Raw genomic sequence first — 12,890 nt, forward strand, 5'->3', positions numbered from 1 at the left:
TATTTAAATCTTTCTCAGATTTATGATATTAATTAATCGTTTTTAACCTAATTACGCTCTCTATTTTTAAACACCTTTTTAACTACATTTTTAATTTTTAACAAGTACATTCCTTTAGGTAAATTAGAGGTATTTAACTCTATATAATTTTGATGATAAACAACTATAAAAGGATTGTTTATTCTTTTACCTAAATAATCAAACAACACAATCTCTTCCTTTTTAACATCAACAGTGTTAATTCTTATTTCATCAAAAAAAGGATTTGGATAAACACGAATCTTAATTGATTCGATATTATCAGAATGCAAAACATTAAACTCATAAGCACCAGCTTCTGGTGTAGCACTTCTTGTAACTCCATCATAATCATCACTAGGAGCAACATTAGAGTCTGCATGATCTATTGCAGATGAAGAGGCTTGAAGATGAAAATCAAAGGTTAACAAATGTGGATTTGCACTAGACTTAACATCTGATATTGATGGAACAGATACAAAAACCGGATCTGCATTAACTGTATTTACTTGAATTCCTGTTATTTCAGAATCTTCAACCAAACTACCTTCTGTAGCCCAAATTACATTATTTGCAACTGTAGTAATATTATCGCTCTTATTAGAGGCTATTGCATATTTCTCCAATCCACCATCTATTACCGAAATATTATTCTCTATGGTTAAATCTTCACCATCACTTACACTAATACCAATATTACCTCCAGTTCCATTGGGAGCCAAAGTTACAGTGTTGGTATAAGAGTTTAAATAGCAAGTATTATTAATAAAATCTATTCTATCTCCATCATTAGAATGCACTCCACTAAACCCATTCCAATAACATATATTATTTGACACCAAAATACGACCAGCTTCCCAAGGGGCATCTGTAGTTCTATTTCTTTGAAGTGAAATTCCTTTTCCTTCATCTAAATGAGGTGTTATTTCAGTTTTGGTAGGAGCCCAAGAGTACACCTCGTTGTAATTAAAATAGATCCTATTTTTATTGATTTTTATCCTGTGTGTAGTATCATCATTTGGATTGCTACTACTATCATCCCCTCCTCCTGAAATATTAACATCAGTAGCTAGACTCGTAGCTTTTGTTACCACTAAAGCATGTGTTCCCCCATAAGATCTACGAGAACAATTGTGAATACTATTTCCTATGATACTAGAATATGCAATTTCTGAAAACCTAATACCTCCTCCAGGCATATGATGAACAGTATTGTTTATAACATCTATATGATGTGCATTACTCACATATAAACCACGTGTACTTGTATAACTAGGTCTGCTTATATTCGGTAATAAAGGCCAACCTGGCCCTCCTTCATCTACATTATTTTCTTCTATCTGAGTAAGACTCCAATGTGGAGGAACTCTATAATACACCGAATTTCCTGTAGGTTGATCTTGTTCTACAACTAGTGAATTAGGAGCCAAAGTTAAATTTGAAACATCCGCACTACTATCTATATAAACAAACTGAAGTGCAAAAGCAGTAGCTAATGAAATTCTTTCTACCTCTCCTTCTATATCAAATCCTTCAATTTTTAAATAAGAACAATTTTGTACTCTAAAAATATTTGCCCCATCTCCTTTTAATACAGTATTAGCATCATAAGGTTTAAAGGTGATGTAATTGTTAGGAGTACCGTGTACTCCATTTATTCTTATGGTATTCTCACCATGCCAAAGATGTGAATTTATAATACCATTTAATCTTTCATCTGTATCATCGCTAGAATTGGCTTCGGTAAAATCAAAAGTAAAATTGGGATCATAGCTATCATTAGTATACTCTCCCATAATAAGTACAGTATCTCCCGGATGTACAATATCATTGTTAGCCTTAACAGCGTGTTCTACAGTTTTAAAAGGAGTTGTTGTTGTAAGTCCATCATTAGAATCTGAACCTATTTCTTTACTCACATAATAAGTTGTCTGTGCAAAAAGGGCTTGGCAAATAAAAATTAAAATAATTGAAATTGGGGTCTGTTTCATTTTACCTATTTTATATAAATGAAAAATAAAATTACTAAAAACATATCTATAAAACAGAGAAGTTTCTGATTAAAACACAAAAAAACTCCCTTTAGATAAAGGGAGTTTTTTGTGAATTGTATTTTTATTCTTCCAAAGTAATTTTAGTCCAATAATCCATCACCAATACATCTGCTAATAAAGGCCCTACTTTAGCTACCAATGCTAAATGATCTTTATGATTTAAATAAATATCTCTTGATGCTTCATCTTTAAAAGTTACAAAAAAGCAATGTGTAAATCCTTTGCTATGTCCTTCTTTACTAATATTTACTCCCCATTCAAAATCTAATATTTCGGGGATTTTATTTTTTAACGCTTTAAAACCTTCTACAGCATTTTCAATTTCTTCCTTAGTTGCGGTTTCTATATATTTAAGATTTACTACATGTCTTAAAACTTTAGTTTCTTTCTCGTTTAAATTTACTTTGTACGAAAAAAGTTTTTTTACACTATTATCCACAGAACCTGCTAAAAAGAAAAAGTCTTCTCCTATTTTTTGTGAAGCCATTCCATAATAAATAGGGTAACCTGTATCTAAAATTCCAACAGGCGTTAACATTCCTTCTTTATTTAACTTGCATAACTGGATACTTTCATCATCTCTAGTGGCAATGGCAACTATGGCTTCTTTATCATTCACCTTTAAAATTTCAATTCGAGTTTGTCCCGCTAATTTTGTTTGCTCATTATTAACCAGTACGGAATGTGGAACCAATTCTCCTTTGTTCGTAACTTTAAAAACACTTACACCATCACCATGGTAAACAAAATTTGTGTTTTTTATCCATCCTGCCGCTCTTTTGTAATATTTATGATGTCTATGTCCTACAATTACATAATGTTGATTGCCTAGTGTAACGCCATCTACAGGATAAGTTCCCGTTAAATACCTATCTACAGTGTTGTCAGAAATGCTATTGATGGCTTTAAAATGACCATTAGCATATACTCTAAAACTACTTATTCCATTATCTTGAAAACCACCTGTAAACAAAAATGTTTTTCCTTTTATTTGATGAGCATACATTCCAATAATACCATCGGTATGTATTTCATCAGAATCTTTCATAGATTGTACATGTGTTAATTTTCCATCTGCATGAATTTTAAAACAACTCAATCCTGGTGTTTCTCGTTCTAAACCACCTACAAAAAGGTATGAGTTCTTTTTGATGTGAATTACTTTTAAAGTTATTACTACTCCCAAATGTATTTCATCAGTATCATTTACCACAAAAACACTTTGCAAACTTCCATCTTTTTCAATTTTAAAAACCTCTACAGCATTACCTCCTTTATCTCCTACAAATAAATAATCCGATCCCTGAATACGATCTGCCACCAAACCTCTTACTGGTCCTTTTTTATCAGATAATTCATAAGTATCCAAAGAGCCTAACACTCCCTTAGAGTTCATACTAAAAGCATCTATAAAAGCGCCATCACCACCTGAAAACACATAATATTTTTCATCTATTTGATAGGTAACAGCTGTTACCGTATTGTTCTTAGTTTTTTGCGAATTTATTTCTACTAAAGATGCTTGACTGTTTTCTTTTATTTGAGAAAACCCAATACACGATGTTAAAAAAAATACGAATACAATAATTTGTTTCATTATAATTTAATTTAAAATTGATTTAGCACCTACTGTAGCAATAGCATGATCTTGCTCTATAGTACCCCCACTCACTCCAATAGCACCTATAATTTTTCCTTGTTTATTTTTAATTGGGATTCCTCCAGGAAAAGTAACCAAACCACCATTAGATAATTCTATATTATAAATAATACCTCCTGGCTGAGTTAATTTCCCTAACTCTCCTGTAGCAATGTTAAAATACCTAGCTGTTTTAGCTTTTTTAATAGAAACATCAATACTTCCCAAAAATGAATCATCCATACGGATAAAGGATTTTAAATTGGCTCCAGCATCTACTACCGCAATATTTACCAAAACTCCTGTTTTTTCTGCTGCTTCTTTGGCTGCTAAAACTGCCTTTAAAGCCTCATTATCTGTAATATCATTTGTTTGAGCCTGTCCTGAATAGAAATTAAAACTAGTTATTATTAGAACTAATAAAAATCTTTTGATTGTGGTTTGCTTTTTTCTCATTGTAAGTTTTATATTAAAAAAGCAAACATCACAAATACAAACCATAAAAGAGTTGAACAAGTTCAACATGCTAATTTTTACTCTTTCTTTTTTTTAATTTTACTTAAAAATTCGTGCGTAATTCCTAGGTAACTTGAAATTTGTCTATCTGTTAGTTTTGATGCTATTTCTGAATAGGTATCTATAAAATATTGATATCGTTCTTTTGCTGTTAAACTATGATTTCTAACCACCCTCCTTTGCCAAGCCGCTATAGATTTTTGAGACATAATACGAAAGAGTTTTTCTACAACTGGCAATTGCTCATATAAAAATTGTTTGTTTGATTTATCTATCATCAAAACCTTACTATTTTCTAATGCTTGCATATTTAAATCAGAAGGTGTTTGATTCATAAAACTATCTAAATCCATTAACCACCAATCTTTAGCAGCAAAATATAAGGTGTTTTCATTTCCTTTTTTATCAAGCGTAAAAACTCTAAAACACCCTTCTAACACAAAACCTTCAAACTTACAAATACTCCCTTGTGTTAATAAAAATTCTCCTTTTTGAACTGTATAAGGCTCAAAGTGATCACATATTTTATTCATGTCAGCATTAGAAATTTCTACATTTTTTAAAATATTTTCTTTCAGTAAATTCTTGTTCATTTCAAATAATGTTAACGATGAATGATGCTCTTCTAACAAATATATTTATTTTTAAATAACATTTTAAGAAACCCAATTGCACAAAAAAACTCCCTTTAAACAAAGGGAGTTTTTTATATAAAATATTAAAGTCTGAATTACATGCTTTTTGCCGCTTCTAAAAAAGTAGCTAAACCACTATCAGTTAATGGATGTCTCATCAATCCTTCTATAGCAGACAATGGTCCTGTCATTACATCAGCACCTATTTTAGCACAATCAACAATATGCATAGTGTGTCTTACTGATGCTGCTAAAATTTCAGTTTCAAAACCGTAATTGTCATATACTTCTCTAATTTCTTGAACTAAATGTAAACCATCAGTAGAAATATCATCTAAACGACCAATAAATGGAGATACATACGTTGCTCCTGCTTTAGCAGCTAATAAAGCTTGACCAACAGAAAACACTAATGTTACATTTGTTTTAATCCCTTTACTAGAAAAATACTTACAAGCCTTAATTCCATCTTTAATCATTGGTAATTTTACCACGATTTGAGGATTTAAAGCAGCCAAAGCTTCTCCTTCTTTCACCATTCCATCAAAGTCTACAGAAAGTACCTCAGCACTTACATCTCCATCAACTGCATCGCAAATATCACGATAGTGTTGTAAAATATTTTCGGTTCCAGAAATTCCTTCTTTTGCCATTAATGATGGGTTGGTTGTTACACCATCTAATACTCCTAAATCTTGCGCTTCTTTAATTTGATCAAGATTTGCAGTGTCTATAAAAAATTTCATATTGATTAATTTTAATTTTGTTTTTATTTGAATTAAGCTATTATACTAAGCTTAATCGTTTTTTAAATTTATCTGAAAATAAAGTAGGTTGATACAACAATTAAGCAAATAAAGAAACCTACAACTTTAACATACTTCCACGGTGTAACATCTACTTGCTCAGTATAGTCTAAAACATAGTCTTTTTCTCTAGGTTTTAACTTTCCTATTACTAACATAATCACAATAGTTAATACACAGGTAATTGCTTGCATGTGTAACATATGTAAGTCTATTAAACCAAAACCATTTGATAAAACAATGTAAGCTACATATATAGTAAAGGCAAATATAACACCTACTTTTGCTGCTATTGCTGGAACCTTTTTAGTAACAAAACCAATAACAACTACGGTTAAAATAGGCACACTATAAGCACCGTTTACTGTTTGTAAATATCCAAAAATACTATCTGCATAAACCAAGAAAGGTGCAATAATCATAGAGAAAAAAGCTAGAATAACTCCAAATTGTTTTCCTTTCTTTACAATTACCTCATCACTTGCCTTTTCATTGATAAACTGTTTATAAATATCTACACCATATAAAGTTACACAACTGTTTAATGCTGAGTTAAAAGAACTTAGGATGGCTCCAAATAATACTGCTGCAAAGAATCCGACCCATACATCAGGTAAAACATCTGCTACTAACTTTGGATAAACATCACTTGTACTTAAACCAGCTCCATACTTGTGAAAAGCAATAATACCTGGTAAAACCACAATAATAGGTCCTAATATTTTAATAAATGCAGCAATGGTTAATCCTTTTTGACCTTCGGCTAAACTTTTAGCTCCAAGAGCACGTTGAATAATTTGTTGATTACTTCCCCAGTAAAACAACTGAACCAACATCATTCCTGTAAAAATAGTAGCAAAAGGTATAGAAGAATCTGGTCCACCAATGGCATTAAATTTTTCTGGATGCTCCGAAGTTAACTTAGACAATCCATTAAAAATACTACCATCATCACTAATAGCTATTAACCCAAAAATTGGAATTAAAAGTCCACCTATTAATAATCCTACAGCATTAATTGTATCTGATACTGCAACGGCTTTTAATCCTCCAAAAATGGCATAAATAGAACCTATTATTCCAATTCCCCAAACACAAATCCAAACAGCTCCCCACTCACCTACTCCTAACATTTGTGGTACGTTAAACATTCCACTAATTGCTTTAGAACCAGTAAACAAAACCATTGGTAACAATACAACAGCATAACCTGTAAGAAATAATCCAGAGGTTAATGCTTTTGTTGTACTATCAAATCGTCTTTCTAAAAACGTAGGAATTGTTGATATTCCTCCTTTTAAATAACGAGGTAATAAAAACACCGCAGTAATTACCATGGCAATGGCTGCCAAAGTTTCCCATGCCATTACCAATATCCCATCAGTATAGGCATCTCCATTTAACCCAACTATTTGTTCTGTAGAAAGGTTTGTTAATAATAATGACCCAGCAATTACCGTAGCGGTAAGACTTCTACCTCCTAAAAAATACCCCTCTGAGGTATTCTCGTTAGTGTTTCTTGTAGCTAAATAGGCAATAATGGCCACCAACAATGTAAATCCTATAAATGAAATAATCCCCATGATAATTTATGATGTTATATATCGTTAGTTAAAAAAATATTAAAATAGAATACTAAAATATATTTTTAAATATTATCATTAATAATATTCTCAAATAATTCTTGTTTACCACTAATACTTGGCAATTCACCATTTTCTTTTGCAATAGTGTATAAATCTTCAAAAGTTAATTTACCTTCTTCAAAAGCTTTTCCGTTTCCAGAGTCAAAAGAAGCATAACGTTTTTCTCTTAAAGCATCGTATTGAGATTCTCTAATAATTTTATCAGCCACCAATAAACCTCTTGCAAAAGTATCTGCTCCACCAATGTGAGCTAAGAAAGCATCTTCTAAATCTGTAGAGTTTCTTCTGATTTTTGCATCAAAGTTTACTCCACCTCCTTGTAAACCACCAGCTTTTAAGAAAACCAACATTGCTTCTGCAGTTTCTTGAATATTGTTTGGGAATTGATCTGTATCCCATCCGTTTTGGTAATCTCCACGGTTAGCATCAATACTTCCTAACATTCCTGCTTGTGCAGCTACATCCATTTCGTGCTGCATAGTGTGACTAGCCAAAGTTGCGTGATTTACTTCTAAGTTGATTTTAAAATCATCTTGTAAACCGTGCTTGTTTAAGAAACCAATTACGGTAGCTGCATCAAAATCGTACTGATGTTTGGTTGGTTCCATTGGCTTAGGTTCAATAAAGAAGTTTCCTTTAAATCCTTTTCCACGAGCGTAATCTTTAGCCAAACCTAAAAATTGTCCCATGTGGTTTAATTCACGTCCCATATCTGTATTTAATAAAGACATGTAACCTTCACGTCCTCCCCAGAACACGTAGTTTTCTCCACCTAATTCCATAGTAGCATCTAAAGCCAATTTAATTTGTGCTCCAGCTCTTGCAACTACATCAAAATTTGGGTTGGTAGAAGCACCATTCATGTAACGTGGGTTAGAAAAACAATTGGCTGTTCCCCATAATAATTTAACCCCACTAGCTGCTTGCTTTTCTTTTAAGTAAGCTACAATTTCTTTTAAACGAGCCTCAGACTCCTCAAAAGTTGCTCCTTCTTGAATCAAATCAAAATCGTGGAAACAGTAGTAGTCAAATCCCATTTTGGTAATAAATTCAAAAGCTGCATCTGCTTTGTCTTTTGCCGCTTGAACTGGATCTGGGTTTTGATCCCATTCAAAATTTTGAGTTCCTGGTCCAAAAGGATCAGAACCTTGTCCACAGAAAGTATGCCAGTAAGCAATAGAAAACTTAAAGTGCTCTCTCATTGTTTTTCCTGCCACTACTTGGTCTGGATTGTAATATTTATACGCTAAAGGATTTTTTGAATCCTTACCTTCAAACTTAATTTCTCCAATTCCTGGGAAATATTCTTTGTTTCCTATGGTTAATTTTGACATGATATATTATTTTAATTTTATTTCTAATGAGTTAAGCCACTTATCATATGCTTTTTGATAAGCTTCTAATTTTGATAAATCTGCTTGATATTTTTTAATGATGTTTTCCTCTACAAAAGCATCTTCTAAACTTTCTATTTCTCCTGCTCCAAATCCTGCCCCAATAGCAGCTCCTACAGCCCCATTGGTTTCTTTTACTTGAATTTCGGCATTGGTTAAAGTAGCGATAGTAGTGGCAAAAATTTCAGATTGAAACATATTATCACTCCCTACTTTTATCACACTTGGAGACAATCCTAAATCTTTCATGCATTTTATTCCATACACAAAAGAAAAAGCAATTCCTTCTAAACATGCTCTTACCATGTGCGCTAGTTTGTGCTTAGTAAATTGCAAACCATCAAACTGAGCACCAATAATTTTATTTTGCAACATACGTTCTGCCCCATTTCCAAAAGGTAAAAAAGACAAACCGTTTGCCCCAACCTCAACAGAAGATGCCAAGGTTTCTAACTCAAAATAATCTTTATCTGCTGCTAAATTATTTCTTAACCAAGCATATGCACTACCCGTTCCATTAATACACAAAAGAACCCCTAGCCTACGTGCTTCTTCTGTATGATTAATGTGAGCAAAAGTATTTACTCTATTATTAGGATCGTATTTTAGTTGATCTACTACTCCATAAACCACTCCTGATGTTCCTCCTGTAGCAGCAATTTCGCCGGGTTTTAAAACATTTAAAGAAAAAGCATTATTAGGTTGATCTCCTGCTCTATAAGAAACTACAGCATTAGCATTGAATCCAAATTCCTCTGCCATTTCTTTGGTAATCTGTCCTTGATTGGCAAAAACAGGAACAATTTCAGGAATTAAATCTCCTTCAAAACCATAGTGATTCATAATGGTTTCGCTTAATTGCTCTTTCTTAAAATCCCAAAAAATTCCTTCGGACAATCCTGTGTTAGTAGTAGTATGCTTTCCAGTAAATTTGTATGCAACAAAATCACCTGGTAACATTATTTTTTTAATGGTTTTATAAACCTCTGGTTCGTTTTCTTGAATCCATTTTAGCTTAGAAGCTGTGAAATTCCCTGGAGAATTTAACAAACTCTCTAAACATTTTTCTTGACCTATTTCTTTAAAAGCTTTATCTCCAATAGCAACAGCTCTACTATCACACCAAATAATAGCAGGTCTTGCTGGTTCATTTGCTGCAGTTAAAGTTACCAAACCGTGCATTTGATAAGCTACTCCAATAGCCACAACCTCATTTCTATTGGCTGGAGTTTTATCAAAAAGTATCTCTGTAACCTTTTTAATATTCTTCCACCAGTCATTTGGGTGTTGCTCTGCCCAATTTTCTTGCGGGGCATCAATAGGCATTTCTCTCTCTGGATATTGAGCTGTAGCCAAAACTTTTTTTGTTTTACCATTAACCAAAGAAGCCTTAACGGATGAACTTCCTAAATCATAACCTATTAACAACATATTTTATATTCTTTTATAATTAAGAAAACAACACTTAGTTTCATTTTCAAACTAAGCAAATATATACAGGAAAAACCAAATAACAAACAAATACTTAGTTTATTTTTAAAACTAAGTCTATATATTTATTTTTACTATTGTACTTTTGTATAAATTTCAACAATCAGAATATGATTTATAACTCAGTAGACTGTGTCATCTTTGGTTTTATAGATGAAAAATTAAAAGTTCTATTAATCAAACGTAAAAACGATCCGCAAAAAGGATTGATGGCTTTGCCGGGAGATTTTTTAGATGCTGATGTAAGTATTTATAACAGTGCCGAAAACACCTTAAAGAAAATCACCAGTCTTGAAGATATTTATTTAGAACAAATTAGAGCCTTTGGAGAAATTGATAGGTATCCAGACAAAAGAGTTATTACTATTAGTTATTATGCTTTAATTAATATAGAACACTATACGCCACAAGCTGGTTATACTGCCGAAAAATTAGAATGGTGTGACATTGATGCTTTACCAGAACTGGCTTTTGACCATAAAGACATCATAAATATTGCCCATAAAAGACTTAAAAGAAGAGTAAGAAATGAACCTATTGGATTTAATTTATTGCCAGAAGAGTTTAGCTTAACCAATTTACAACAACTTTACGAAGCTATTTTGCAAACAGAACTAAACAAACGTAATTTTAGAACCAAAATCAATCAAATGAAATTGTTGATTGACACTGGTAAAAAACAAGAAAACGTGGCTCACAAACCTGCAAAGTTGTATCGTTTTGACGAAAATATATACGAAAATTTAAAAGAAGACGGATTTTACTTTAACTTGTGATAAAAAAATGATACTACGAAATTTATATATAGTTTTTATTATTTCATCATTTTCTCTGATGGCTCAAAAAGTTATTAAATTACCTACAAAAGTTGTTAATGATGTTACTTGGAAAGGTCCTGAAAAACACCAATTTTCTGATATTTGGAACACTCCTATTATTAGTAATGTTTCTGTTCCTACGATAGAAATACACAAGCCTGAAGAAAACATCAACACCGGTAGTGCTGTGGTTATTGCTCCTGGTGGCGGATTATACGCATTAAGTATTAAGAGTGAAGGAAAGATGGTTGCTCACTGGTTGGCTTCCAAAGGAATTACTGCTATTATTTTAAAATACCGATTGGTTCCTACAGAACATGATGCTGTAGCTGAATACCAAGCAACAACCAAAAACAACATTCAAGAATTAGGAAGAAAAGTTCAACTTGTACTACCCTACGCTATTGAGGATGCTTTAAATGCCATTAAATATGTTAGAGAAAATGCTAAAGAGTTAAATATAAAACCTAACAAAATTGGAATGATGGGCTTTTCTGCTGGTGGTGCAGTCACTATGGGAGTAGCCTACAACTATACTGCTGAAAACCGCCCAGACTTTATTGTCCCTATTTATCCATGGACAACCCAATACCCAGTTCAAAAACCTAAAGATAACGAACCACCTTTATTTGTAGTTTGTGCTTCGGATGACCCATTAGATTTAGCCACTGGAAGTATCAATTTATATAAATCTTGGAGGGAATTAAACCTAAGTGCTGAACTACACATGTATTCAAAAGGAGGACATGGTTTTGGTATGAAAAAACACGGACTTCCTAAAGACACTTGGATTAAAAGATTTTATGAATGGGGAGTGAGTGAAAATTTAATTACACCCAAAATATAATCCAATAAAAAAAGCGACTATTCTGTCGCTTTTTTATTTTAATGAGGAAGTTTATCTTTGATAACACCATATATATAGGTTCCAAAAACTGCAAAAGCTATTACAATTAGTAAACTGTAAAAACCTGCTCCAACTAAAGTAAACATAGGTCCAGGACAAGCACCAGCTAAAGCCCAACCTAATCCAAAAATAATACCTCCATAAAAATATCTTTTAAAACTTTTCTCCTTATCATCAATAATAATCGGCACTCCAAAAAAAGTTTTTACTTGATACTTTTTTAATAACTGCATTATAATTAGTCCTAAAACTACAGCTACACCAATAATTCCATACATATGAAAAGCTTGAAAATTAAACATTTCATAAATTCTAAACCAAGAGGCTGCTTCGGATTTATACATGGTTATTCCAAACAAAACACCAATACTTATATAAGCTAAATTCTTCATATCTATATCAAATTAAAAAATAAAAGGGAACAATACGTGAATCATAAATAGTCCACCCATAAAAAAACCAATTACAGCAATTAAAGAAGGAAGCTGTAAATTACTCAACCCAGAAATGGCATGTCCAGAAGTACATCCACCTGCATAGCGAGCACCAAAACCAACTAAAAAACCACCAATTGATAACAGAACAATATTTTTTATACTGTATAAACCAAAAATTTCTGTTGGCAAATAAGAATTTTCTGAACTATTAATTCCGTATTGCTGTAAATCTTTAATAGTTTCTAAACTAATATCAACCCCACTCGAATTCGATAAAAAATGAGCCGCAATAAAACCACCTATAATGGCTCCAATCATTACCAATAAATTCCATTTTTGTGACTTCCAATCAAAATCAAAAAAACTAGTCTTTTTACCAGCTCCACAAATAGTACATAACGTTCTTAAATTTGAGGACATTCCGAACCTATCTCCCATCATTAATAACAAAAACATTACTAAGGCTATTAAAAAACCCGAAACATACCATGGCCATGGCTCTAAAATAAATTCTATCATCATTAATCTT

General features: G+C 32.2%; 12 protein-coding genes. 2 read left to right on the plus strand and 10 right to left on the minus strand.

The genetic code is table 11. The features are described 5' to 3' along the window. Positions 1 to 47: 47 nt before the first annotated feature. The 8 genes from AXE80_RS09285 to AXE80_RS09320 all read right to left on the minus strand — a co-directional run bounded on the left by AXE80_RS09285 (position 48) and on the right by AXE80_RS09320 (position 10,139). Positions 48 to 2,009, minus strand: coding sequence for a T9SS type A sorting domain-containing protein (locus AXE80_RS09285; RefSeq protein WP_068826596.1), 1,962 nt, complete (start codon positions 2,007 to 2,009; stop codon positions 48 to 50). A 124-nt stretch (positions 2,010 to 2,133) separates the two neighbouring features. Next, on the minus strand, positions 2,134 to 3,669 hold the full coding sequence (locus tag AXE80_RS09290) for a Dabb family protein (RefSeq protein WP_068826598.1): 1,536 nt from the start codon (positions 3,667 to 3,669) through the stop codon (positions 2,134 to 2,136). 6 nt (positions 3,670 to 3,675) lie between these two features. Next, a complete protein-coding gene (locus tag AXE80_RS09295; protein ID WP_068826600.1) occupies positions 3,676 to 4,167 on the minus strand; it encodes a GlcG/HbpS family heme-binding protein in 492 nt (163 codons plus the stop codon). Positions 4,168 to 4,244: 77 nt separating this feature from the next. Beyond that, complete coding sequence (locus tag AXE80_RS09300) at positions 4,245 to 4,820, minus strand: Crp/Fnr family transcriptional regulator (RefSeq protein WP_068826603.1); 576 nt, start codon at positions 4,818 to 4,820, stop codon at positions 4,245 to 4,247. A gap of 137 nt (positions 4,821 to 4,957) precedes the next feature. Next, entirely contained in the window at positions 4,958 to 5,608 is a 651-nt protein-coding gene (gene fsa, locus AXE80_RS09305) for a fructose-6-phosphate aldolase (RefSeq protein ID WP_068826604.1), read from the minus strand. Between the two features lie 68 nt (positions 5,609 to 5,676). Then, positions 5,677 to 7,251, minus strand: coding sequence for a solute:sodium symporter family transporter (locus tag AXE80_RS09310; protein WP_068826606.1), 1,575 nt, complete (start codon positions 7,249 to 7,251; stop codon positions 5,677 to 5,679). 65 nt (positions 7,252 to 7,316) lie between these two features. Further along, a complete protein-coding gene (gene xylA / locus AXE80_RS09315) occupies positions 7,317 to 8,648 on the minus strand; it encodes a xylose isomerase (RefSeq protein ID WP_068826608.1) in 1,332 nt (443 codons plus the stop codon). A 6-nt stretch (positions 8,649 to 8,654) separates the two neighbouring features. Then, positions 8,655 to 10,139, minus strand: a complete 1,485-nt coding sequence (locus AXE80_RS09320) for a xylulokinase (RefSeq protein ID WP_068826610.1) — start codon at positions 10,137 to 10,139, stop codon at positions 8,655 to 8,657. Positions 10,140 to 10,309: 170 nt separating this feature from the next. Here AXE80_RS09320 and AXE80_RS09325 point away from each other — a divergent pair, with 170 nt between their 5' ends. Together AXE80_RS09325 and AXE80_RS09330 are read left to right on the plus strand one after the other, a co-directional pair. Then, complete coding sequence (locus AXE80_RS09325) at positions 10,310 to 10,975, plus strand: NUDIX hydrolase (RefSeq protein WP_068826612.1); 666 nt, start codon at positions 10,310 to 10,312, stop codon at positions 10,973 to 10,975. Between the two features lie 58 nt (positions 10,976 to 11,033). Next, complete coding sequence (locus tag AXE80_RS09330) at positions 11,034 to 11,864, plus strand: alpha/beta hydrolase (protein ID WP_237340603.1); 831 nt, start codon at positions 11,034 to 11,036, stop codon at positions 11,862 to 11,864. A gap of 38 nt (positions 11,865 to 11,902) precedes the next feature. Here AXE80_RS09330 and AXE80_RS09335 read toward each other — a convergent pair whose 3' ends face one another. Further along, entirely contained in the window at positions 11,903 to 12,316 is a 414-nt protein-coding gene (locus AXE80_RS09335; protein ID WP_068826617.1) for a DUF6691 family protein, read from the minus strand. Positions 12,317 to 12,328: 12 nt separating this feature from the next. Beyond that, positions 12,329 to 12,877 carry a YeeE/YedE family protein gene (locus AXE80_RS09340; protein ID WP_068828819.1) on the minus strand — a complete coding sequence of 183 codons (549 nt, stop codon included), beginning with the start codon at positions 12,875 to 12,877 and terminating at the stop codon, positions 12,329 to 12,331. Positions 12,878 to 12,890: the final 13 nt, after the last annotated feature.

It is taken from the genome of Wenyingzhuangia fucanilytica, assembly GCF_001697185.1.
Taxonomy (GTDB): Bacteria; Bacteroidota; Bacteroidia; order Flavobacteriales; family Flavobacteriaceae; genus Wenyingzhuangia; species Wenyingzhuangia fucanilytica.